The 21,293-nt window shown below is 70.4% G+C and carries 25 protein-coding genes and 2 pseudogenes; 15 read left to right on the top strand and 12 right to left on the bottom strand.

Features of this window, described 5'->3' with window-relative positions; all coding sequences use genetic code 11:
- On the bottom strand, window positions 1-2,064 hold a 2,064-nt coding region (locus ACFV7R_RS45000), incomplete at its 3' end, for an AAA family ATPase (protein WP_385275999.1).
- A 356-nt stretch (window positions 2,065-2,420) separates the two neighbouring features.
- Between ACFV7R_RS45000 and ACFV7R_RS44995 the strand changes: the two genes are divergently transcribed.
- The gene (locus ACFV7R_RS44995; protein ID WP_385275990.1) at window positions 2,421-2,705 is read left to right on the top strand and encodes a WhiB family transcriptional regulator; all 285 of its coding nucleotides are present in this window, start codon (window positions 2,421-2,423) and stop codon (window positions 2,703-2,705) included.
- Between the two features lie 25 nt (window positions 2,706-2,730).
- Here ACFV7R_RS44995 and ACFV7R_RS44990 read toward each other — a convergent pair whose 3' ends face one another.
- Window positions 2,731-3,312, bottom strand: a complete 582-nt coding sequence (locus ACFV7R_RS44990) for a TetR/AcrR family transcriptional regulator (RefSeq protein WP_385275987.1) — start codon at window positions 3,310-3,312, stop codon at window positions 2,731-2,733.
- A 144-nt stretch (window positions 3,313-3,456) separates the two neighbouring features.
- On the opposite strand from ACFV7R_RS44990, the gene ACFV7R_RS44985 reads away from it, so the two are divergent.
- The 8 genes from ACFV7R_RS44985 to ACFV7R_RS44950 all read left to right on the top strand — a co-directional run bounded on the left by ACFV7R_RS44985 (window position 3,457) and on the right by ACFV7R_RS44950 (window position 9,092).
- Entirely contained in the window at window positions 3,457-4,512 is a 1,056-nt protein-coding gene (locus ACFV7R_RS44985; RefSeq protein WP_385275984.1) for a class I SAM-dependent methyltransferase, read from the top strand.
- Window positions 4,513-4,561: 49 nt separating this feature from the next.
- A complete protein-coding gene (locus ACFV7R_RS44980; protein WP_385275982.1) occupies window positions 4,562-5,533 on the top strand; it encodes an NAD(P)-dependent oxidoreductase in 972 nt (323 codons plus the stop codon).
- Window positions 5,534-5,599: 66 nt separating this feature from the next.
- On the top strand, window positions 5,600-5,836 hold the full coding sequence (locus ACFV7R_RS44975; RefSeq protein WP_385275979.1) for a hypothetical protein: 237 nt from the start codon (window positions 5,600-5,602) through the stop codon (window positions 5,834-5,836).
- A complete protein-coding gene (locus ACFV7R_RS44970) occupies window positions 5,833-6,417 on the top strand; it encodes a hypothetical protein (RefSeq protein ID WP_385275977.1) in 585 nt (194 codons plus the stop codon). The genes ACFV7R_RS44975 and ACFV7R_RS44970 overlap by 4 nt, the downstream gene beginning before the upstream one ends.
- Window positions 6,392-7,228, top strand: a complete 837-nt coding sequence (locus ACFV7R_RS44965) for a prephenate dehydratase (RefSeq protein ID WP_385275974.1) — start codon at window positions 6,392-6,394, stop codon at window positions 7,226-7,228. Before ACFV7R_RS44970 ends, ACFV7R_RS44965 begins: the two co-directional genes overlap by 26 nt.
- A gap of 283 nt (window positions 7,229-7,511) precedes the next feature.
- Window positions 7,512-8,162 carry an HAD family hydrolase gene (locus tag ACFV7R_RS44960; protein WP_385275971.1) on the top strand — a complete coding sequence of 217 codons (651 nt, stop codon included), beginning with the start codon at window positions 7,512-7,514 and terminating at the stop codon, window positions 8,160-8,162.
- A gap of 13 nt (window positions 8,163-8,175) precedes the next feature.
- Window positions 8,176-8,811, top strand: a complete 636-nt coding sequence (locus ACFV7R_RS44955) for an LLM class flavin-dependent oxidoreductase (protein ID WP_385275968.1) — start codon at window positions 8,176-8,178, stop codon at window positions 8,809-8,811.
- Between the two features lie 5 nt (window positions 8,812-8,816).
- Window positions 8,817-9,092: a hypothetical protein gene (locus ACFV7R_RS44950; protein ID WP_385275965.1), complete on the top strand. Its 276-nt coding sequence runs from the start codon at window positions 8,817-8,819 to the stop codon at window positions 9,090-9,092.
- A gap of 73 nt (window positions 9,093-9,165) precedes the next feature.
- On the opposite strand, the gene ACFV7R_RS44945 is transcribed toward ACFV7R_RS44950, so the two are convergent.
- A complete protein-coding gene (locus ACFV7R_RS44945) occupies window positions 9,166-9,654 on the bottom strand; it encodes a TetR/AcrR family transcriptional regulator (protein WP_385275996.1) in 489 nt (162 codons plus the stop codon).
- 198 nt (window positions 9,655-9,852) lie between these two features.
- On the opposite strand from ACFV7R_RS44945, the gene ACFV7R_RS44940 reads away from it, so the two are divergent.
- Window positions 9,853-11,388: an MDR family MFS transporter gene (locus ACFV7R_RS44940; protein WP_385275962.1), complete on the top strand. Its 1,536-nt coding sequence runs from the start codon at window positions 9,853-9,855 to the stop codon at window positions 11,386-11,388.
- 73 nt (window positions 11,389-11,461) lie between these two features.
- Here ACFV7R_RS44940 and ACFV7R_RS44935 read toward each other — a convergent pair whose 3' ends face one another.
- The 4 genes from ACFV7R_RS44935 to ACFV7R_RS44920 form a co-directional block, all read right to left on the bottom strand.
- Window positions 11,462-11,995 (bottom strand): SRPBCC family protein, encoded by a 534-nt coding sequence (locus ACFV7R_RS44935; RefSeq protein WP_385275959.1) that lies wholly within the window; start codon window positions 11,993-11,995, stop codon window positions 11,462-11,464.
- A gap of 68 nt (window positions 11,996-12,063) precedes the next feature.
- The gene (locus ACFV7R_RS44930; protein WP_385275957.1) at window positions 12,064-12,312 is read right to left on the bottom strand and encodes a response regulator transcription factor; all 249 of its coding nucleotides are present in this window, start codon (window positions 12,310-12,312) and stop codon (window positions 12,064-12,066) included.
- Window positions 12,309-13,205, bottom strand: coding sequence for an AAA family ATPase (locus ACFV7R_RS44925; protein WP_385275954.1), 897 nt, complete (start codon window positions 13,203-13,205; stop codon window positions 12,309-12,311). Before ACFV7R_RS44925 ends, ACFV7R_RS44930 begins: the two co-directional genes overlap by 4 nt.
- A 346-nt stretch (window positions 13,206-13,551) precedes the next feature.
- Window positions 13,552-13,977: a nuclear transport factor 2 family protein gene (locus ACFV7R_RS44920; protein WP_385275952.1), complete on the bottom strand. Its 426-nt coding sequence runs from the start codon at window positions 13,975-13,977 to the stop codon at window positions 13,552-13,554.
- A 254-nt stretch (window positions 13,978-14,231) separates the two neighbouring features.
- Here ACFV7R_RS44920 and ACFV7R_RS44915 point away from each other — a divergent pair, with 254 nt between their 5' ends.
- The 3 genes from ACFV7R_RS44915 (at window position 14,232) to ACFV7R_RS44905 (ending at window position 17,858) form a co-directional block, all read left to right on the top strand.
- Window positions 14,232-15,647 carry an FAD-binding protein gene (locus tag ACFV7R_RS44915; RefSeq protein WP_385275949.1) on the top strand — a complete coding sequence of 472 codons (1,416 nt, stop codon included), beginning with the start codon at window positions 14,232-14,234 and terminating at the stop codon, window positions 15,645-15,647.
- A gap of 360 nt (window positions 15,648-16,007) precedes the next feature.
- Window positions 16,008-16,748, top strand: coding sequence for a GNAT family N-acetyltransferase (locus ACFV7R_RS44910; RefSeq protein WP_385275993.1), 741 nt, complete (start codon window positions 16,008-16,010; stop codon window positions 16,746-16,748).
- 216 nt (window positions 16,749-16,964) lie between these two features.
- On the top strand, window positions 16,965-17,858 hold the full coding sequence (locus ACFV7R_RS44905) for a Bax inhibitor-1/YccA family protein (RefSeq protein ID WP_385275946.1): 894 nt from the start codon (window positions 16,965-16,967) through the stop codon (window positions 17,856-17,858).
- Between the two features lie 7 nt (window positions 17,859-17,865).
- Here the strand turns inward: ACFV7R_RS44905 and ACFV7R_RS44900 are convergent, their stop codons facing one another.
- Together ACFV7R_RS44900 and ACFV7R_RS44895 are read right to left on the bottom strand one after the other, a co-directional pair.
- Complete coding sequence (locus ACFV7R_RS44900) at window positions 17,866-18,132, bottom strand: hypothetical protein (RefSeq protein WP_385276002.1); 267 nt, start codon at window positions 18,130-18,132, stop codon at window positions 17,866-17,868.
- A gap of 40 nt (window positions 18,133-18,172) precedes the next feature.
- Window positions 18,173-18,328 (bottom strand): annotated as a pseudogene (locus tag ACFV7R_RS44895) (TetR family transcriptional regulator); the annotation flags it as partial.
- Window positions 18,329-18,531: 203 nt separating this feature from the next.
- Here ACFV7R_RS44895 and ACFV7R_RS44890 point away from each other — a divergent pair.
- A complete protein-coding gene (locus ACFV7R_RS44890) occupies window positions 18,532-18,876 on the top strand; it encodes a hypothetical protein (protein ID WP_385275943.1) in 345 nt (114 codons plus the stop codon).
- 280 nt (window positions 18,877-19,156) lie between these two features.
- Entirely contained in the window at window positions 19,157-19,324 is a 168-nt protein-coding gene (locus ACFV7R_RS44885; RefSeq protein ID WP_385275940.1) for a hypothetical protein, read from the top strand.
- Between the two features lie 151 nt (window positions 19,325-19,475).
- Here the strand turns inward: ACFV7R_RS44885 and ACFV7R_RS44880 are convergent, their stop codons facing one another.
- The 3 genes and pseudogenes from ACFV7R_RS44880 to ACFV7R_RS44870 all read right to left on the bottom strand — a co-directional run.
- The gene (locus ACFV7R_RS44880) at window positions 19,476-20,195 is read right to left on the bottom strand and encodes a hypothetical protein (protein WP_385275937.1); all 720 of its coding nucleotides are present in this window, start codon (window positions 20,193-20,195) and stop codon (window positions 19,476-19,478) included.
- A gap of 23 nt (window positions 20,196-20,218) precedes the next feature.
- Window positions 20,219-21,082 carry an alpha/beta fold hydrolase gene (locus tag ACFV7R_RS44875; RefSeq protein ID WP_385275934.1) on the bottom strand — a complete coding sequence of 288 codons (864 nt, stop codon included), beginning with the start codon at window positions 21,080-21,082 and terminating at the stop codon, window positions 20,219-20,221.
- 90 nt (window positions 21,083-21,172) lie between these two features.
- Window positions 21,173-21,293, bottom strand: a pseudogene (locus tag ACFV7R_RS44870) (transcriptional regulator); the annotation flags it as partial.

Here is a 21,293-nt window from a genome sequence, read left to right as displayed (position 1 = left end):
TTCGGCGAGGGCGGCGGTGGTGCCGATGGCGTCGGCGGTCTGGGTGAGGAAGCCGATGCCGCGGGGGCGGGCCCAGGCGTCGACGGTGGCCTGCAACTCCCGGGCCCGGTCCACCTGGCCCCGCAGCGCGGCCAACAACCCCAGCTGTGCTTGCGTGTGATGAACGAACAGAGTGTGCCGGTGTGTTGTCGCCAGCTCCAGGCAGCGCTGTCCGGTGTGCTCGGCCTCGTCCCACTCGCCGACCGCGATCTGGTCCATCATGATCATTTGCAACATGGTCATGGCGTTGGTCAGGGCCCCCGTCTCCACCTCGCGGTCCACGGTGCGCTGGAGATGCGGCCGGTACTGGCTGAGGGTGTCCACGTGGTAGGCGGCCATGGCCAGCTTGGCGACATCCCACGGCTCCAGGTCGCGGAGACCGGAGAAAGCGTGTTCCACCCGCTCCCGTACACCGGCGCCGCGGCGCACCACGTCGCTCCAGGCGTCCTGGTAGATGCGCGAATGAGAGGACACCAGGTCTCCCAGTGAGTCCAGGAGCTCATGAGTCCGCTCCCACGCGTCCTCGTCACCCGCGTACAGGTTGACGGCCTGTAGCAGGTCGACCAAGCGGGTGAGCATCTCGTTCGGTTCCCGCACCCCGTCGGCGCGCATGCTCTCGATCGCCGCGAAGACCTGGCGCTGTGCGGACCGCACGTCCCCGTCCTCCCGCGCGGCAGCGAGGGACGCGACATAGCCCGACACGACCACCGAGTCCGGGGAATCGTTGCTGCCGGACCCGGTGTCCGAGCGGACCAGCAGCCGGGCCTGGTCCAGCCGGCCGGCATCCCCGGCGACGAAGGTCGCGCTGCCCAGCCGCCTGGACCGTTCCTCGCGGTTCTCGCTGAGCTCCGCGGCGCGGGTCAGCCAGGCGACGGCGGCCACCGCGCCGCCCCGCCGGGTCGCGGACTCGGCCGCCGCCTCCAGCGCGGCCGCCACCTCCTCGTCGGGATCAACCGTCGAGGCCGCCAGATGCGTGGCCCGCCGCTCGACGTCGTCGCGGTGCACCTCGGCGAGAGCCGCGTGAGCCGCGCGCCGCTCGTTGGGAGTGGCCATCTGCACCACGGTGGAACGCACCAACGGGTGCCGGAAGACGAAGTCGCCGCCGAGCGGGTCGATGTCCAGCAGACCGCAGGCCGAGGCCTCGTCGGCGTCGCGCATGCGGTAGCGCGTGCTCCGGGTGCGGTCGGCCGCCGTGCCCGCTCCGACGCCGTCCAGGGCACCGCGCAGCAGCTCAGCGCGCACTGGCTCGCCGAGGGACTTGATGCGCGCGCCGTACACCTGCTGCAGGCGCTGGGGCAGCGGGATGCCGGTGTACCCGAACAGTTCCCCGGGACTGCGTCCCGCCTGGCCGCCGCGCAGATAGGGCGGCAGTTCCAGCAGTGCCAACGGATTGCCCTGGGCCTCGTCCAGCACCAGACGGCGGATCTGAGGCTCGAGCCCGGGGTGGTGCCTGTCCAGGAGTTGTTCGGAGGCCTTCTCCGCCAGCGTGGTCACCGCCAGTTCGGGCAGCGCGGCCGTGTCGAAGCCCGAGGGAACCTCGGAGCGCAGGCCGACGACGAACTTCACCGAGCTGCCGGTGAGCCGGCGGCCCACGAAACCGCACACCTCGGTGCTGGAGGCGTCGAGCCACTGGCCGTCGTCGAGCACCAGCAGGAGGGGCTGCTGCGACGCCGCGAGGGAGAACAGGTCGAGGACGGCGATCCCGAGCGTCATGACTGAGGGGGGTGTGCCCTCGCCCCGGCCGAAGACGACGTCGAAGACCCGCCGGTGCGCGTCGTCCAGCCGATCCATGTGGGTGAGCAGCGGATACAGGAACTGATGCAGACCGGCGAACGGCAGTTCCGACTCGGCCTCGACGCCGGCCGCCCTGATCACCCGGTGATTCTCGGCCGTCGCGAGTTCGACGAGGTGGTCCAGCAGGGCACTCTTGCCCACACCCGCGTCGCCACGCAGGACGAGAGCCGCGCCCCCGGGTGCCGCCACGAACGCCGACAGCACCTCCTGCTCGCTTTCGCGGCCGACCATGGTCCCGACGATCGACTCCACCGCCCCACTCCCTTCACCGCTGGACCGGCTTGGCCCGAACGCTCTCTGGCGAGGGTACGTTGTCCCGGCGGCCACATGTCGGGCGGCTGCGCGAGTGACAGCACGGCTGGTGGCCGGCCGGTCACTCACATCTGACGCAGAAGACTAGATGCCTCCACGGGATTTCGTCACCCGGGTATGGCCTGAAAAGTTCTGTCGTACGAAGGGTGTGTACTCTGTGACCTCAACCCGGCGGTTCCGACACATGTGAGTTAGCCTCATACGTATCTACTTGAGGATGTGTACGGACGTAACGGCGGGGCCCGGTGGGCGCACCGCTGGGAAGCGAGGCGGGCATGGACTGGGCCGACCGAGGGCTGTGCCGGACGCAGCCGGACCGGATGTTCGTCGAGGGCGCCGCCCAGAACGAGGCCAAGGCCGTGTGTCTCGACTGCCCGGTGCGGTTCGAATGCCTCGCCTACGCGCTGGACCACCGCGAGGAGTACGGCGTGTGGGGCGCGATGACCGAGCGGGAGCGCCGTGCGCTGCTGCGCCGCCGCCCGGCGGTGAGGTCCTGGTCGGAGGTCTTCCGTGCGGCCCGGACGTGCGAGGACGCCGCACAGCGGTTCTCGGCCGTGTAGCTCGACCGCTGAGGCCGTGGTCGGTTCAGGGCCGCAGCGCCTGGAGGGTCAGTTCGCCGTACCGGCGCCACCGTGCCGGGTCCCGCTCCGCGAGGTTGATCAGTTGCAGACACATGCCGCACAGCACCACGCGCAGATCGAGCGGGTTCGCGTCCGAGCGGATCCGGCCGGCGGTCCTGGCCTCGTCCATCAGAGCGGCCAGGCGGTCCAGCAGGGGACCGGTGTACGTCGTCGACCTCCCCTCCGCGAGCGCCTCCGACAGCAGACGGTCCCGGGCAAGGTTCTCGAAGAGCAGGATCACGTACGTGTCGAAGGCTCGCGCGGGCTCGGCCTCCGCCAGGGCGGGCGCGGTGATGCGGTCCAACTCCGCCAGCCGGTGCCGCACCACCGCCGCCACCAGGTCCTCCTTGGTCGGGTAGCTGCGGTACACCGTGGCCTTCCCGAGAGCGGCCCGCTCGGCGACCTGAGGGACGGTGCCCTGGAGCCCGAACTCCTCGAAGACCTCCAGCGCCGCCGCGAAGACCCGCTCATGGTTGCGCCGGGCGTCGGCCCGCTTGCGGGGGGACGCCTGTCGGGTCTGCTGCGGAGTCGTCTGTGCCGGATTCACCCGCCCATTCTGCCTGCCGCCGACACGACGGGCGGGCCCTGTGAACCAGGAGGGGAGCCGCACTCGTTGCGAAGATGAGAGGTTGTCTTCTTTTGTCTCCTGGCGCATCTTGGCCGGAGAACTCATACTTGAAAGTTTAATTACATGTCGGACGAGAATCGCGTGATGGAATTCCTCGAGCGGGTGGTCGCTGACAATGCGGCCGCCTTCGCGGGGGTGTCGACATCTCTGGGCATCCGCCTCGGACTGTACGAGGCGATGGCGGGGGCAGGGCCGCTCACCTCGGACGAACTGACCCAGAAGACCGGACTCGTCGAGCGGTACGTCCGGGAGTGGCTGGCGGCGCAGGTCGCCAGTGCCTACGTACTGCACGACCCCGAAACGAACACGTACGTCCTGCCGGACGAGTATGCGGCCGTACTGGCCGATTCCTCTCTGCCGACGTACATCGGCGGCGGCTTCACCATGCTGAAGGCCCTCTACGGTGCCGAAGAGGCGCTGGCGAGCGCCTACCGGAGCGGCGGCGGCGTGAGCTGGCAGGACTACGGGCCGGAACTGGCGGAAGGTGTTGCCGCCTTCTTCAAGCCCGGATACGAGGCGGTCCTCGTTCAGGAGTGGCTGCCCGCCATGGAGGGCGTCGAGGACAAGCTCCGGCGAGGCGCCTCGGTCGCCGATGTGGGATGCGGCTTCGGCCACTCGACCGTGCTCATGGCCAAGGCGTTTCCGCAGTCCCGCTTTCACGGCTTCGACTTCCACGAGCCTTCCGTCGAAGCGGCCCGAAAGCTGGCCGAGGAGGCGGGCGTCGGTGATCGCGTGACGTTCGAGGTGGCCGCCGCGCACGACTTCCCCGGTGGCGACTACGACCTCGTCACCTTCTTCGACTGCCTCCATGACCTCGGTGACCCCGGTGCGGCACTCCGGCGCGCCGAAGAGGCCCTCGCAGCCGACGGAAGCTGTCTCGTCGTCGAGCCGAACGTGTCGGCCGAGCCCGGGGAGAACATCCACCCGATCGGCCGGTCCTTCGCCTCCACCTCCGCTGTCCTCTGTCTGCCGGCGGCCATGGCACAGAACGGCCCGCACGCGCTCGGCAACCATCCGGGCCCGGACGCTCTCCGAGCGATTGCCGCCGAGGCGGGGCTGCACAGCTGGAGGCTCGCCGTCGAGACCCTCACCAACCGCATCTACGACATCAAGCGTTGAGGACGGACGCAGAGCGAGTGAACGACCACCGGGAAGAAGCTGATGCACGATGAAGGACGGCACGTCCGTCTGGCTCCCCTGCCACCGACACCAGATCCCCGGCCTGCCTGACGGGTTCTCCTACTCCTACTGGGACGGAACGGGCCCACTGCCCGGCGACCCCGCCGACGTCCGTTTCCTCGTCGGCATACCGGCGCCCGGCGCCGAACGCGTCCTGGGCCCCGTACTGCCGCGGATGCACAACCTGGAGGTGCTCCAGCTGCTCAGCTCCGGTTACGACCACATGCTGCCGCTGCTGGGCACCATGCCCCCCGGCACTCGGCTGACCACCGGGCGCGGAGTGCACCGCGAGGCCACCGCCGAGCTGGCGGTCACGCTGCTGCTGGCCCTGTGCCGGGGGCTCGACCAGTTCGCGGCCCACCAGGCCCGGGGAAAGTGGAAGGCCGAGTTCCGGCCCACGCTGGCCGGCAAACGTGTCCTGGTCATCGGGTACGGCGCGGTCGGTGCCGCCGTCGCCGCCCGGCTCGGTGCCTTCCGGTGCGAGGCGGTCCTCGTGGCCGGGACGGCGCGCACCACACCGGCCGGGCGGGTGCACGGGGCGGCGGAGCTGCCCGCGCTGCTGCCCACGGTGGACGCGGTGGTGCTGTGCGCGCCGCTGACCGACCGGACACGTGGCATGTTCGACGCGGACGCGCTGGCGCTGCTGAAGGACGGGGCCCTGCTGGTGAACGTCGCCCGCGGCGAGCTCGTGGACACCCGCGCGGTGGTCCGCGAGGTGCGGGCGGGACGGCTCCGGGTCGCGCTCGACGTCACCGATCCGGAACCGCTGCCGTCCGGGCACCCCCTGTGGAACCTGCCCGGCGCTCTGATCACCCCTCACGTGGCGGCGTTCACCGACGCGTTCGCCCCGATGACCGCGGACTTCCTGCGGCGGCAGCTGGACCGCTACCAGCGGGGCGAGGAACTGCACAACGTCGTTCTCACGACGACCGGCGCCGAAGCAGGTGAGCAGGCTGCCTAGGCCCATGCGGACATCCACGTACGGCGACCGCCCGAAGCTGCTCGGACCCGACACCGGTCTCGCGCGGTGTTCGCGTTCTTCGAGGCGGAGGGGCACTCCGACCTGGCCGGGGCCTGGCAGGCCCTGACCGGCACCTGGAACTGGGCCGCGCCGCTCCCGACTGCCGTTCTCCGCACGGACGTTCCGGGGCCGGTGGCACGGCCGGTCCCCGGCGGCTGCGCGCTGTCCGGACAGTGGCGCCTTCCGTCGTACGACTCGTACGACGGAACCGGACCGTGGCTGGCCCTGCCGCTCGCCCCGTGAGGGACGGCGGTCCCGACCTCTTCGTGGTGGTCTCCAAGGTGCTCCCGGGCGATGTCGGCGCCGGCTCCGTGTTCCGCCTGGAAGACATGTACGTGCCGGCCGGATTCGGCACGCACACGGTGGGCGCGCCGCTGCGGGCCCGGGACGCCGCGTTCCTCTGGACGGCGGTCGCCGCCCTGGCGCTGGGCGCGGCCCGCCGCATGACCGACGCACTGGCTGCCCCGTCCACCGCCGCCGCGGCAGCCGAACTGGCCGCCGTACTGCACGACGAACGGCTGAGCCTGGCCGCCACCGTGCACGCCGCCCCCTCCGCCCGGCAGGGCCTGCCCCCGTCCGTCGAAGAACGGCTCGCCGCGCACGTCGGACAGGCCGGGATCGCTGTCCACCATGTGGTCGGCGCGGCGTACGAACACGCGCTCGTGTCGGGCGGGAGCGCCGACCGGCACCCCCTGGTGAACCTGATCGAGGCCTGTTCACCGATACTTCAGCAGGCGCGGTACGCAACGGAGCTTCTGCCGCCCCACGACAAGACCTCCCCCAGGAAGGCCGGACACGGTGACGACCGTCGCATATCAGGGTGAACCCGGATCCAACTCGGCGACCGCCGCGCGTGCCCTCTACCCCGAGGGCGGCGAGCTGGCCTGCACCAGCTTCGAGCAGGCTCTGGACGCCGTGACGCTCGGCGCCGCCGACGTCGCCGTGATCCCGGTCGACAACTCCGCGGCCGGACGCGTCGCCGACGTCCACCACCTGCTGCCGGAATCGGGACTGTTCATCGTCGCCGAGTACTTCCTCGCCATCCGCTTCGACCTGATGGGGGTGCCCGGCGCGACGCTGGACCAGGTGGAGTGCGTACGCAGTCACGTGCACGCACTGGGACAGTGCCGCAAGGTGCTGCGGGAGGGCGGCTGGCGCACCCTCGTCAGCGACGACACCGCCGGAGCGGCGCGCGAGGTGGCCGAACTGGGCGACCCGCGGCACGCGGCGCTCGCCCCGCCGGCCGCGGCAGGGCTCTACGGCCTCGACGTGCTGCGCCCCGGGGTCGAGGACGACCCGGACAACACCACGCGGTTCGTCGTCCTGTCCCGGGACGCCGCCCCGGTCCCGGACGCGGGCCGGCCCACGATGACGAGCCTGTTCTTCTGCGTGCGCAACATCCCGAGCGCGCTGTACAAGGCGCTCGGCGGGTTCGCCAGCAGCGGGGTGAACCTCACCAAGATCGAGAGCTACCAGATGGGCGCGGGTCTCAACGCCAGCCGCTTCTACGCCGAGATCGAGGGACACCCCGACGAGGAGCGTGTCGTCCTCGCCCTGGACGAGCTGCGTTTCTTCTCCTCCGAGGTGCGCGTCCTGGGGGTGTACCCCGCACATCCGCACCGGCTGAAGAACTGAGCGCACACCCGTACGGCAGACGGTGTGCGGCCCCGCGCCGACGTGTCACGTCCGACCCGTCGTGCGGGGCCGCTTTCGCTCCGGCTCCTGAGACAAGGAAGGCGTCCGGAGCGGTCCGGAAGGTTCCCCGCCGCCGTCGCCGGGGCGGCGGAGAACCCGTCACTGGGACAACGTAGGCACCCGTCCCGGGGTTCACACGCGAGAGCCGTCCGCATCGGCCACCGCCGTGGGTGACCATCGGCACATGTGCCTGGCCAGCGAGAAACATGTCTAAAGTGTGGGTATGACCCAGCAACGCAAGGGCCTCGTCCTCGACTTCGGTGGTGTGCTGACAACCCCTCTGCTGCCTGCCGCGCTCGCCTTCGAACGCCTCGAGGGACTGCCCGAGGGGACCCTGCTCACCGGCCTCTACCTCGACCCCGAGGGCATCCGGCTCACCGAGGAACTGGAGCGCGGCGCGCTCACCCAGGCCCAGTGGAACGAAGCGGCCGCCCGGCTTCTCGGCCTCCCGCCGGACAACCTGATGGGCCGCATCTTCGCCGACCTGCGCCCCGAGCCGTCGGTGATCGCCGCGGACGCCACCGCCCGCCGGGCGGGCATCAAGGTCGGCATCCTCTCGAACTCCGTCGGCCCGACCCCCTGGAACCTGTACGACGGCTACGAGGTGGAGCAGCGCTACGACGCCCTGGTGCTGTCGGAGGTCCACGGGACGCGCAAGCCCGAACCGGAGATCTTCCGGCTCGTGTTGGACGAACTCGGCCTGACCGCCGAGGAGTGCGTGTTCGTGGACGACACCGAGCAGTACCTGCCGCCCGCGGCGGAGCTGGGATTCGCCACCGTCCACGCCGTGGAGCCCGCCCGGACGGTCACCGCGCTGGAAACCCTGCTCGGCATCCCGCTGACGGACGACGACCCGGACCGGGTCATCCCCTGAGGAGACACCACCTGTGCGACTGGGCCTGGCCCTGCCCACCTTCGGTTCCGCCGCCCGGCCGGAAGGCATCCTGCGCGTCTGCCGTACCGCGGAGGACATGGGATACGACTCCCTGTGGACCGGCGACCGCGTCCTCGCCCCGCCTGTGCCGGGCGCCTCCTACTCGAGCGGCGACGGCGAGATGCCGCGCGCCTACGAGAACCACATGGACCCCCTGGTCGCCCTGACGTTCGCCGCGTCCCACGCCACACGGGTCCAGCTGGGCACGAGCACCCTGAACGGCCTGTGGCTGCCGCCGATCATGCTGGCCCGGGCGCTGACCACCCTCGACCTCCTCAGTCAGGGACGTCTGATCGTGGGCCTCGGCCTGGGCTGGATGCCCGACGAGTACACCGCGGTCTCCGTGCCCTGGAAGGGCCGCGGCGCACGGCTCGACGAGACCCTGGACGTCCTGGAGGAGTACTGGGCCAGCGACGTCTTCTCGCACGAGGGACCGCTGTTCACCATCCCGGAGACCGTGGTGGGCCTCAAACCGCGCCGGCGGCCCGGCCCCCCGTGCTGCTCGCGGCGTTCACACCCGGCGGACTGCGCCGCATCGGCCGGCGGTTCGGCGGCTGGCTGCCCGTGGCGATGCCGCTCCCGCACCTGAGGGACATGTGGGACGTCATCCAGAAGGAGGCGGTGGAGGCGGATCGCGACCCCGCCACCCTGCGCATGGCGCTGCGCGTCAACCCCCGGCTCACCGACACGAAGACGGACCCGGCCCAGATGCCCCGGGCGGGCACCCTGGCGCAGTACATCGACTACGCGCGGGCCGCCGCCGAGGCAGGTGTGCACGAGCTGTTCGTGGACTTCGGGCAGACACCCGCCGGCCTGGCCGAACGTGTCGACCTGGCCGGCCGCTTCCTCGACGGAGTCCGCCAGGGCTGAATCGGTTCGTACCGGAGTGTGCCGACGCCGCCGTCGGTTTCTCGGAGCAGTCACCGATGAATGAATTGGCGTGTCAGGACGTTCCGAGGCCGTTCAGCAGGGTGTCGACGACGACGTCCGCCGCCTGCCCGGGGCTGAGTTCGGGCAGCTGCCGGGACACCAGGTGCATGAGCTGGGGCAGCAGCGCGCTCGCCCATCCCTCCGGGAGGCCGGGGCGCAGGAGGCCTTCGTCGGTGGCGCGCCGGAGGAAGGCGTCGACCTCGCGGACGGACGCGTCGCGGCGTGCGTGAATGGTGTCGTCGGCGAGCATGCGGGCGAGGTCGACGGGCCAGGTGCGGTTGACGGCGATGATGTTCTCGACGTAGCGGTGCAGGGCGACGGCGACGGGTGCCTCCCGGAGCCGCGCGTCCTTGATGGCGTGCTCGATGGCGGTAAGGCGAGATTCGTAGATGGCCGCCAGTAGGTCCTCGCGCGAGGCGAAGCGTCGGTAGACCGTGCGCCGGTCCACACCCGCCTCGGTGGCGATGCTCGCGATGCTCGCGGCGGGGTCGGCGGCGAGCATACGTGCTCCGGTGGTCAGGACGGCTTCCAGGTTGCGCGCAGCGTCGGCTCTCACCGCCCCGAGTCTAGTGGCGGAATGTGAAGCCTGAGACATCTAGCGCCTCTCAGGAGTAGACCCCTTCCCTCTAAATGCTACAGTGATGTGACAGATAGACCTAGTAATGCCAGATTGGCGAGTCTTCTAGAAAGGCACCTTCCGATGTCGAAGGCAGACAAGTCCTCATCACCCAGGGAGGGTGGGGTCGCCGCCGCGATGAGCGCGCTGATCCTGGCGGTCCTCCTCGCGGCCCTGGACCAGACGATCGTCTCGACCGCGTTGCCGCGGATAGCGCAGGACCTGAACGGGTTCGACGACATCGCGTGGGTCAGCGCCGCGTATCTGCTCGCGTCGACGGCGGTGACACCACTGTGGGGCAAGCTCGGCGACATGTTCGGCCGCAAGCGGCTGTACCTGGCCTCGACCTCGATCTTCCTGATCGCCTCGGTGGCCTGCGGCCTGGCACAGAACCTGCCCGAGCTGATCGGCGCCCGCGTGCTGCAGGGCGTGGGCGGCGGCGGCATGATCGTGCTGACCTTCGCCCTGGTCGGCGACATCGTCGCCCCGAGTGAACGCGGCCGGTACCAGGGCATGTTCGGTTCGGTCTACGGCGTGGCCAGCATCGTCGGCCCCCTGCTGGGCGGTGTCTTCACCGACCACCTGTCCTGGCGGTGGGCCTTCCTGGTCAACCTGCCCGTCGGCATCGTCGCCCTGACCATCGCGGCACGGGCGCTGCCCGCGGCCACCCGGGGCGCCAGGGCCCGCATCGACTACCTCGGTGCCACGATCCTGGCCGCCATTGCCACCGGCCTGGTCCTGATCACGTCCTTCGGTGAGCGCTGGGGCTGGGGCTCGCCGTCCATCGTCGGCCTGATCGTCGCCACCGTCGTGCTGGCCGTGCTCCTGGTGCCGGTCGAGCGCCGCGCCGCCGCCCCGGTCCTGCCGCCGGCCATGCTCGCCTCCCGGACGGTGGTTTTCTCCTCGCTGATCGGGTTCTTCGCCAATGCTGCGATGTTCGCCGTACTGGTCTACCTGCCGACCTACCTCCAGATCGTCCACGGAGTCTCGGCCACCCTCTCCGGCGTCCACATGCTGCCGCTGGTCGCCGGTCTGGTCGTCAGCCAGTCCCTGGCCGGACGCTGGGCCGCACACGTCGACCGGCTGCGCGCGATCCTCCTGGCGGGTCTGCTCGCCAACCTCGCCGGGCTGCTCCTGCTGGGCGCCATCGGGGCGGCCACCGACACCCTGGTGCTGAGCGTCTACTTCCTGATCACCGGTGTCGGCATCGGCATGGTGCCCATGGTCGTGCTGACCACCGTCCAGAACAGCGTGCCCGCCACCGATCTCGGCGCCGCCAGCGCCGTGGTCACCTTCGCCCGCTCCATCGGCGCGGCCTTCGGGGTCGCCGTCTTCGGCACCCTTCTCAACACCGGCTTCGCCGACCGCACCCACGGCCTGCCGACGGCCGGCGGCTTCGACGCCGCCCGCCCCGACACCATCGGCGGGCTGCCCGCCGCCCTGCGCGACACCGCACTGGACGCCTTCGCCCACGCCACGGCCACCGGCTACCTCTGGATCGCGCCCACCCTCGCCGTCGGTGTTCTCCTCGCCCTCTTCCTCAAGCCGGCACAGAAGACCGGCGAGCCCACCGCCACCTCCGACCCCGCCACCGCCAAGGAAGCCGTCCCCGCCGTCTGACCCAGCGGACCCCGCGCCCTCGACCGGCCGACGCCCTCACCGGGTGCCGGCCGGCGGCGTACGGGGACGCAGGCTACGCGCCACCGTCCTTCGGGGCGCCCTCCGAGATCCTCTTGAGCTGGGTGACCCACAGGGAGTTCAAGCGCTGCGTCCACAGCGGGGACAGTACGGTGAGGGACTTGGCGGCGGGACCGCGGACCACGTTCTCGGTCACTACATGGGTGCCGCCCGCGACCGGGGTGAGCAGCCAGGCCTGGTACAGCTGCACACCGGCGCCGACACCCGACCAGCCGAGCCGGTGGTGCGGCACATGCTCTCCCAGGAAGATCTCGAACCGGTGGCCGTGGAACCACACCTCGAAGCTCCGGGCGAGCGGCCCGGCCCGGACCTCGGTGATGCCCGGAACCCATTCCGGCCACCGCGCCACATCGATGAGCAGCGCGAAGGCCGTGGCGGGCGGAGCGTCCACGACGGCCTGCGCCTGACAGAAGCTGTGGGCCTGGTCGGGCTCGAACCCCGACGGCCAGTGGATGTCCGGATGGCTGTCCGAGGCACCGGACATTCCGGTTCCCCTCTCGTGGTGCAGGGTGGCGTCAGGTGCGGCCACCGGGGGAGGACGGCCCAGGAGGACATCCCCGCGTCCACTCTGCGAGGGGGCCCGAAGCCCGGCATACGTCAAATGGCTGAGGGAACGACGAAGCCGTCGGTTCTCGCCCGCAGGGGTCGGTCGTCCTTGTCCGTGTCGAGCTGGGAGAGCGCGTCCCGCAGCGCGGTCCGAGAGGTGATGCCCAGCTTGGGATAGATCTGGTACAGGTGCGTGCCGATGGTCCGATGGGACAGGAACAGCCGCTCGGCGATCTGTTTGTTGGTCAGTCCGGTCGCCGCGAGCTTGGCGATCTGCAGTTCCTGAGCGGTCAGTGTCACGGCTCCCGGCCTGACGGCTGTCGGTGCGGACTGGCCGCCGGCGCGCAGCTCCGCCGCGGTACGTGCCACCCAGGGCTCGGCGCCCAGGCGTTGGAAAGCCTCCAGTGCCTGGGCCAGCTGCTCCCGGCCCTCCGTCGTGGCACGCAGCCGCCGCAGACGTTCGCCGTAGAAGAGCCGCACCCGTGCGACGTCGAAGGGCCAGCGCTCCGGACTGGCCAGAGACCGGCCACGCGCGAGGCGAACATGGCCTGGAGCCGCTCGCTCAGCGGCAGCACACCGGGAACCGCCGCCAGGGTTGTGCGCTGCTCGGCGGAGAGCGCCATCGGCAGCTCCACCAGGGCCAGCGGGTTGCCGCGCGCCTCGGCCGCGATGCGGCGCCGTACGGCGGGGGAGACGTCGGGGTGCGCGAGGGCGAGCAGCTCGGCCGACGAAGCGTCGTCCAGCGGCTCCAGCCGCCGCTCGGTCAGGCCGCTGGACTCGAAGAAGCTGTCGGAGCCTGTACGGGAGGCCGCCAGGAAGCCGATACGACTGCCGACGAGCCGCCGGGCCACGAAGCCGAGCACGGCGTTGGTCGCCCGGTCCAGCCACGGCAGGTCGTCGATGACGAGCAGGAGCGGCGTCCGGGCGGATATCAGCCGGAGCAGCAGCAGAACCGCGGTGGAGGTCAGGAGCCGGTCGGGCGCCGGTCCGCCGCCGATGCCGACCGCGACCCGCAGAGCGTCGCGGTGGACGGGGTCCAGGACGTCGAAGTCGTCGAAGAGCGGCACGAGGAGCTGGTTGAGACCGGCGTAGCTGATGTCCGCCTCGAACTGCACACCGGCCGCGCGCAGGACCCGGACGCCGTCGCGCAGGGCGCCGGTCGCCACCGCGTCGAGCACGGCGGTCTTGCCCACCCCGCCTCGCCCGAGAGCAGCAGAGCTGCCCCGTGGACCTCGGAATTGCCGAAGAAGGAGTGGATGAATGCGAGGTCTCGGTCGCGTCCGACCAGCCGTGTGGAGGCCGGGCCGACGGTCGAGTCCAGGTCATTCATCGAGCTGCCTCCAACGGCTGGCGTCTGGAGGCCTGGTGCTGTCTGCCGACCTGGCTGCGCCTGCACCCGGCTCCGTGCGGCCCATGCAATCACTGCAGTCTAAAGGACGTCTGAATTCACCCCTCTCGTTGTTCCGAACCGGAAGGGCTTGATTCTGTGGGCCGAAGCACGAGATGCGTCACCAGAGCAGGCCGTCTGTCACCCGAGGACTACCGCTGTACGGCAGCCTGGCGCAGATGGCAGCTGACATCGCCGACGAGGTTGATGCGGCCCTGCCGCTCTACGAAGCGCCACTGCCCGGAACGGCGCTCGAAGCGGTCACGGTACCGGCCACTGGCGATGGGTTGCAGCGGCAGGTCGGGCAGCGCCTGAAACACGGTGACATACGAACGCGAGACCGCCGTGCTCGTCTGTTCGTCGACCTCGATGGCGACATTGGTCGTGACGTGCTGGGTTCGCGGTGTGCCGTCGTCGTAGAGGATCACAGTGTCCTGGAACATCTGCTGGACCGCGTTGCGGCCGCTCACTGGCTCGCCGCTGCCTGTGAAGGTGGCGTCAGGACATGCGGGTGGACCTCGGCATGGTTTCCTCCAGGTGAGACGAGCGATCTTCAGCGCGCTTCCCTCGATGATCACAGGGCTGCAAATTCGCCGATTGCGACAAGTAGTGTGCCTAGATGGCACACGTATCTCCTACGCGTCCGTCCTTCACGGCGACAGACCACTGCCCTGCCGTCAACATGTGAGTCCGGACATGTTGATGTGAACGGCGAAGGGGGTCCGGCCCGTTTCAGTCACGTCAGGGTAGGCGCCCGGTGACTGTCTTGCCTCGTTCCGCGCGGGCGAGTGTCTCGGGGCGTTCCGCTTATGTGAGTGAGGTTGTGATCAGGATGAGTGCGGACGTGTCCGGTACGGCGGGTGTGGATCTACGGCCGGAGGACGTGATGGCTCTGCGGCATTCCGTGAGAGGACCGGTTCTCGAGCCGGGATCGGCGGAGTACGAGGCGGAGTGCGCCACGTACAACCTGGCCTGTGGTCTTCGGCCGGCCGTCGTGGTCGGAGCGAGCAGTGAACTCGACGTCCGTTCGGCGGTCCTGTTCGCCGTGCGCCACGGGCTGCCGGTCGCGGTGAAGTCCGCGGCCCATCAGATGGTCTCCTCAGCCCACGGCGGGCTGCTGATCACGACGCAGCGGATGAAGCGCATCGTTGTCGACGCACAGGAGAGCACCGTGCGGGTCGAGGCGGGTGTGCGCTGGCGCGAGGTGCTGCCTCGCACGGCGGAGTTCGGGCTGGCCCCCATCGTGGGCTCGGCGCCGGACGTCGGCGTCATCGGATACACGCTGGGCGGCGGTCAGAGCCCGCTGCTGGGACGCACGCTCGGCTATGCCGCCGACCACGTGCGGTGGCTGAACGTGGTTACGGCGGACGGAGAACTGCGCCGTGTGACACCGCAGAGCGAACCGGACCTGTTCTGGGCGCTGCTGGGCGGCAAGGGCAACTTCGGTGTGGTGACCGAGATCGAGTTCGAGGTGTTTCCGGTCGCATGCTTCTACGGCGGCGGCATCTACTTCGCGGGTGAGCACCTGGCCGAGGTGCTGGAGGTCTGGCGTGCCTGGCTGCCGACGGTGGGGGAGGCGATGACCTCGTCCCTGGGGATCCAGCGCCTGCCCGACGTCCCGGCGCTGCCCGAGCCGCTGCGCGGTGCCTTCGTGGTCCATCTGCGGATCGGTTACCTGGGGTCGGCGGCCGACGGGGCCGAACTGGTCGCTCCGCTGCGGGCGGCCGCGCCGGTGCTGGTCGACCTGGTGGGGGAGAAGCCCTTCACGTCGATCGGGGAGATCCACATGGATCCGGTGGATCCGATGCCGTACTTCGATCGCAGTGTCTGCCTGGAGGAGTTCTCCGAGAAGACGGCGCAGGTGCTCGTGGAGCTGACCGGCGCGGAGTCGGGATGCACCCTGGCGAACGTCGAGATCCGGGCGCTCGGCGGCGCCTTCGACCGGGAACCGGAGTTCCCCAACTCGGTGCCCAGCCGCGGTCTTCCGTATGTCGTCTTCGGGTTCGCGGTGGGCGCTCCGGATCAGGCGGAGAAGCTCCGGGCCGACCTGGCGCGGGTCGTGGACGGGCTGGCGCCCTGGACGGCGGAGCGGAACATGGTCAACTTCCTCTCGCCGGACGAGGCGACCGACACCGAGGGAGTGCGCGCGGTGTACGGGGCGGAGCGGTTCGACCGGCTTGCCGCGGTGAAGAAGCGCTACGACCCGACCAACGTCTTCCGGTTCAACCACAACATCACGCCCGCCTGATTCCGGGCCCGGAAGTGAACCGGCGGTCGTGCCGGATCCGTGTCGGTAGCGGCAGGTTCCCCGCTGTCGATCGGCTGCGGCGGGGACGCGACGGCCGCTTCGGCGTGGTGCGTCTCCGGGCGGTCGTCCCCCGGGCTGTCGCTGAGACCCGCGGTGGAGGCGGGGCCGAGCGGGAGCCCGGGGCTGTCCGGATCCAGGCGCCCTATGACGTGAACGGCGGTGTCCGAACACCGTGAGCGGTGGGGATCGTCGTACCGAGCGCAGGACATTTCACAACACACGACAAAGTGAGGGGTTGCCGTGACGGACCTGACGGCCGCGGTCGAATCCGTGGCACAGCTCTCCACGGTCTGGCGTGCCATGGTGCTCGACCGGGACGAGGAGTCGGACGTACGCGATCTTCCGGGTGTAGCCGTCCGCTGGGCAGACTGCCGCTTCGCCTTCTGGAACGCGATCACCCTGACCGAGGTCGGGGCCGACGCCGTGCTCCTGGAGAAGCGTCTGGAGCAGGCGGCGGACATCATGCGGTCCAAGAGGCAGCCGGGCTTCCTGTGGCTGTTCGAGGACCTGCTCGCGGACGACGCGCGTGCGGCACTGGAGGAGGCGGCGGAGCGCGCGGGCCTGGCGTACGCCTTCCCCGGCACCGGCATGGCCGGCGACCTGCTGCCCATCCCCGAGCCCCGCCACCCGGACCTGACGTTCGAACGAGTCACCACCGACGAACACCTGCGGGCCTACGCGGACCTCAACTCGCGCGCCTACGGCTTTCCCCTCGAGGACGGCCGCGACGGTCTGGTCGGCTCCACGCTGTGGAAGCGGGAGGTGTACGCCTACCTGGCGCTGCGGGACGGCACCCCGGTCGCCTGCGCCGCCACGGTCGAGGCCGAGGGCCGGCTCTTCGTCGTGCTCGTCGCCACCGACCCCGAACAGCAGCGCCGAGGCTACGGTGAGGCGGTGACGCGCAAGGCGCTGTACGAGGGCGCCCGCGCCACCGGACTGACCCGGGCCACCCTGCACGCAACCGTCGCCGGGGCACCCGTGTACCCGCGCATCGGCTTCGAGCCGAACTCCCCGATGCACTTCTACGGACTGAAGAGCTGAGGATGTGAGGTCACCCGTGGCTGTACCGTCCTCGAGGTATGTGTGTCACACGTATCGAAGAGCACCATCCACCGTCAAGTGACTGATGCGCGTCGTTTGTCCGGGAGTGCAGACTGACGGCAGCCGACACCTCCGGCGAACCCCTCGGCACCCGATACCCCGTCGGCGGCGGGGTATCGGGTGCCGGTATGTCCGACACGGAGAAGAGGATCTGGCGTGACACCGGTCGAGCAGCAGCGTTCGTTGAAGAGCAGCAATCCGATACTCTCCCGGCCGCAGTTCAAGCGGCGAGGCGGGCAGAAGACGGCGGCCAGGGACCCCCGAGTGGGGATCACCGTCGCGCAGAGCCGGATCGGCACGGGCAAGGACCTGGACCAGGTCCACGAGGACGATTCCGCTCAGCTCCCCTTGTCCGTCGGCGACCTGATGACAATGGACGACGTCCTGTCCCGTGCGCTGGCGGGGCTCGGGGTGACGGCCCTCGCGGCCGCGCTGTCGTGGACTCTGCTGCCGTACGCTCTCCTCGGCGCGGCCGTGGCCTACGGCATCGCCGTCGGCGCCGGACTGGTCGCCGCGGCGCTGGTGGTGATCCAGTGTCGGAGGAAACCGCCGTCCCCGGCCCTGCCCCTGACGTTCGCCGCCTTCCAGGGCGTGTTCCTCGGCGTGCTCCCGGCCACGGCCTCCAGCCACCTCTCACCGGGTGTCTTCGTCCAGCTCGTGCTGGGGACGATGGCGACCTCCGCCGGAGTCCTCCTCGCCTACAAGCTGCACTGGATGCGAGTGAACCGCCGCCTCTACGGCTTCGTCGGCGCCGCACTGTGCGGAGTGTGCTTCCTCGCCCTGGCGGACTGGACCCTGTTGCCCCTCACGGGCGCGGACGTCCTGGGCCTGCACCCCGCTGGCCTCGGCGTCTTCATGGGCCTGTTGGGCGTCGTCCTCGCGGCGTCCTTCCTGTCCCTGCACTTCAGGAAGGTCGAGGACGCCATCAAGTACGGCGCGCCCCGGGACCAGTCCTGGCTCGCCGCGTTCGGTCTCACCCTGACCCTGACATGGCTGTACGTGGAGACCGTGCGGCTGCTCACCCTCTTCCCCGGCGAGGAGCTCTACTGACCGGGCGTCACACGGTCTTGATCAGAACCGTGGCCAGAAGGCCGACGGTGTACGTGATGCCGTAGTAGCGAAGCATCGGCTGCCGGGGCGAGACTTTCAGCAGGGCCAGCGCGAGCACGGCCGTCGCGCCGATCACGAACGGGTCGAACTCCGCCTTCTCGAAGGCCAGGTTGGCCGTGATGCCCGCGCCGACGAACAGGGCGTTCACGGTGATCAGGACGTTGTCCCACAAGCGTGGAGCACGGTTGGTCGGGAAGAGGAACTGGGTCACCATGACCGTGGTGTCGAGCAGCGTGGCCGTACACCTCGAGCACCAGGGACTCCCGGGTGGGGAAGTGACGATAGAGCGTCCCCTGGCCGACGCTCGCTCTGCGCGCGATGGTCTTCAACAAGGTGTCGCCGGGAGCGGCGAGCACTTCGGCCGCCGCTTCGAGGATGCGCAGCCGGTTGTGGCGTGCGTCCGATCTCATCGATGCTCCGGTCTCTCTCCGGTGGTGATGCCACGGGGCGCCGTCCTGCCACGCCGGGCAGGGGCTGAATGACCACACACGTTGCCGTCACGACTGGAGGCACCCGTGAGACACGTATTCTGAGGGAGACCTACACCGGCCCGTCGTCCGGTGGGGTATCGCAGACACATGTCACCCGCGCTGAGCCGAAGGCCATCGATTCCATGCCCCATGAGCACCTCACCTCACTGACCACCGCCCTCGCCGATGACCTCGACCAGGGCGTCTGGGCCCCGGAACCGCTGGAGCGGACCCTCGCGGCTCGCCTTCTCCTGGCCTGTGCCGGAGACGGGCAGTTCACCCCGGCCCGCCTTCGCGAGATCCTGTGGGAGGGCAGCGTCACCCTGACGTATGCCGGTGGCGGCCGCCTCGCTCGCTTCCTCGCCCACTTGTACGAGGTGACCACGCATCCCGCTCCGGACACCGACTTCGCGCTGTCCGACGCCTCACGACTGCTGGAGCGGGTGGCACAGGACGCGGCGCCTGCCACGTACCCCGCAGTCGGATGACGGATGTGGTCCGGCCCCCGCCCCCGAGAGACTTCCTGCACGAAGCTCACACACGGGGCACGAGGGGAGAGACCATGACGAGGTGCGACAGGTGTGGCCGGCCGTGCTGTGACCACTCGTCGGCTGTGCCGCCCAAGGGCGCCGGCGCGGGCCGGTCCGTTCTCACCCTGGTACGGGGCTCCGACACCGACGGGGCGCCCGTCGAGCTGTCCACGCTGACGCGGACGCCCATGCCGACGGACGTCCGGGCGCGATCGCGACGCCGGTGCACGGCACGCTCATGGCCACCTGGACGCCCCTGAGCAGGCCGTCCCGCATCCCGCAGGGCCGAGTCCTGCTGGCGGTCTGGCCGGGCCTGCGCGGCGACTGCTCCGGCGTCGCCGCGGTGACGGAACTGCACGCCGCGCTCCGCCTCGCCACCGTGGTCCTGGACCGCCTGACCGACTGACTGCGGTGAGGCTACGCCTCCTCGTTCACCCAGCTCATCAGCAACCGATGACCGCGACCTTGCGGCCCTGGACGACGGACAGGTCGGCGTCGGCGTCGTAGAACAGCTTGGCCATGGGGAACTTCTCCTTGTCTGAGATGTGTGGCACCGGTCAGGCCGCCGTGTATGCGGCGACCAGCCGGTCCAGAAACACTTCGAGCCGTTCGTTCATCGCGCGGTGATCGTTGCGCCGCAGCTCCTCCGGCTGCTGGACGAAGCGGTGGCCGGCGAGCGCGGTGAGTTCCTCCTCCGCCGACTCGATGAGCCCCTCGACGATGTCCCGGTCGAACTCCATGTGGCACTGGAACCCGTACAGGAACCTGCCGTACACCACGATCTGCCGGAGGCACCCCTCGCTGGCGGCCAGCACGGTCGCGTCGGCCGTGAGTCCGGGCATGTCGTGGTGCCAGTGCCCGGAGTCGAAACTCTCGTCGAAGCCGTCGAACAGCGGGTGCCGGCGGCCGGCCTCGGTGAGCGTCACAGGGAAGGAGCCGACTTCCGGCTCCGGGCTGCGCAGGCAGGGAGCGCCGAGCGCCTCGCCGAGCAGCTGTGCGCCGAGACAGACGCCGACGACGGCCTTGCCCGCCGCCGCGCAGGAGGCGATCAAGGACATCTCCGCCGCCGCGTCGAAGTGCGGGCACTCGGCGGTGGTCGTGGCCGGGGACTGGGGGCCGCCCATCACGACGAGCAGGTCGATGTCGTCGGCTGCCGGCGGGAGACTCTCGTCGGCGTGGAGGCGGGAGTAGGTGACGGTGTGCTGCCGGTCCAGGGCCCACCGAGCGTAGGCCCCGGGAGCCTCGAACGCTTCGTGGACGACGAAATGCACGCGCATGGCTTGTCGGACTCCTGTAGAGGTCAACGTTCGTGGGGATGGCGGGGAGCCGGAACGGTCGGCAGAAACCGCGGCCCCGGCGCCGTCGGCCACCTGACCGTGTCGGTGGGGGAGAGCTCGGGGTGGGGCCGGTGGACGTCACGGAGGAATCCGGTGAGGATCTCCAGCGTCCGTCCCGGCTCCTCGAAGGCTGCCGCGTGCCCGCCCCTGACCGCGGCCAGCCGTGCGCCGGGTATGCCGACCGCGAGCTCCACCGAGTGTTCCGGGGCCACGAACTGGTCTCCCGCCGCCGCGACGACCAGGGTGGGGGCGGTGACGGCGGCGAGGTCGCCGCGGACGTCGATGCCCAGGGCGAAGGCGATCTGCTGGGCGGTGCCGGGAGCGGAAGCCGCCAACCGGGCGGTCAGGCTTCGGGCCGCTTCAGGTGTCTGCGCGGCCAGGTAGTCCTCGGAGAAGGACAGCGAGGTCAGGAAGTCGCTCAGCTCGTCGTCGTGGCGGGCGTGCAACGACGCCCACATCTCCAGGCTGAGCCACAGCGCAGTGCGGGGCCGGGCGAATCCGGCGAGGGTGAACAGGCCGCGGACCCGGTGGGGATGGCGGGCGGCGACCTTGACGGCGACGGCCGCGCCGAGCGAGGTCCCGGCGATCACGAAGTCGCTCAGCCCGGCCCTGCGAGCGGTGGCCACCACCTGGTCGGCCACGGCACCCGCCTCCAGCGGGCCGACGGGCAACGGACTGCGGCCCGATCCGGGGAGGTCGGCGAGCACGACGGTGTGCTCGGCCGCGAGGTCGGCGAGCAGCGTCTCCCAGGTGCCGGTCGCGGTGGCCCCGATACCGGGCAGGAGGACCAGACCGGGCCCGCTGCCCTGGATGTCGTACGCGAGCATGTGCCACCTCTCCTCACACTTCCCTAGGAGCACGAGAGGCGAGGGCCTGCGGGTTCACCTGCGGGCGTGCGGTTTCACCTGCCCGGGCCGCTATCGAGTCGTGTCCCTCGCCTGGTTCGGTTCCGTCCGCTCCGCGGTCCAGGAGGTGAGGATGCGCAGGGCGTCGTGGGAGGGGCTGCCGGGTTCGGCGGTCAGGACCATCAGGCGCTGT

Origin of the sequence: Streptomyces sp. NPDC059866 (assembly GCF_042731325.1) — a bacterium.
Classification (GTDB): domain Bacteria; phylum Actinomycetota; class Actinomycetes; order Streptomycetales; family Streptomycetaceae; genus Streptomyces; species Streptomyces flavusporus.
Note: the sequence above shows the minus strand (reverse complement) of the source record. Positions and strands in the feature narration are given on the sequence as shown.

Coding starts and splice junctions, on each gene's coding strand:
- ACFV7R_RS44875 (WP_385275934.1), bottom strand. CDS start 21,082: ATGCTCGCGTACGACATCCAGGGCAGCGGGCCCGGTCTGGTCCTCCTG.
- ACFV7R_RS44945 (WP_385275996.1), bottom strand. CDS start 9,654: ATGCTCGCCGCCGACCCCGCCGCGAGCATCGCGAGCATCGCCACCGAG.
- ACFV7R_RS44900 (WP_385276002.1), bottom strand. CDS start 18,132: ATGGTGACCCAGTTCCTCTTCCCGACCAACCGTGCTCCACGCTTGTGG.
- ACFV7R_RS44915 (WP_385275949.1), top strand. CDS start 14,232: ATGAGTGCGGACGTGTCCGGTACGGCGGGTGTGGATCTACGGCCGGAG.
- ACFV7R_RS44995 (WP_385275990.1), top strand. CDS start 2,421: ATGGACTGGGCCGACCGAGGGCTGTGCCGGACGCAGCCGGACCGGATG.
- ACFV7R_RS44960 (WP_385275971.1), top strand. CDS start 7,512: ATGACCCAGCAACGCAAGGGCCTCGTCCTCGACTTCGGTGGTGTGCTG.
- ACFV7R_RS44950 (WP_385275965.1), top strand. CDS start 8,817: ATGTGGGACGTCATCCAGAAGGAGGCGGTGGAGGCGGATCGCGACCCC.
- ACFV7R_RS44880 (WP_385275937.1), bottom strand. CDS start 20,195: ATGCGCGTGCATTTCGTCGTCCACGAAGCGTTCGAGGCTCCCGGGGCC.
- ACFV7R_RS44940 (WP_385275962.1), top strand. CDS start 9,853: ATGTCGAAGGCAGACAAGTCCTCATCACCCAGGGAGGGTGGGGTCGCC.
- ACFV7R_RS44890 (WP_385275943.1), top strand. CDS start 18,532: ATGCCCCATGAGCACCTCACCTCACTGACCACCGCCCTCGCCGATGAC.
- ACFV7R_RS44980 (WP_385275982.1), top strand. CDS start 4,562: ATGAAGGACGGCACGTCCGTCTGGCTCCCCTGCCACCGACACCAGATC.
- ACFV7R_RS44985 (WP_385275984.1), top strand. CDS start 3,457: ATGTCGGACGAGAATCGCGTGATGGAATTCCTCGAGCGGGTGGTCGCT.
- ACFV7R_RS44885 (WP_385275940.1), top strand. CDS start 19,157: ATGGCCACCTGGACGCCCCTGAGCAGGCCGTCCCGCATCCCGCAGGGC.
- ACFV7R_RS44910 (WP_385275993.1), top strand. CDS start 16,008: ATGGTGCTCGACCGGGACGAGGAGTCGGACGTACGCGATCTTCCGGGT.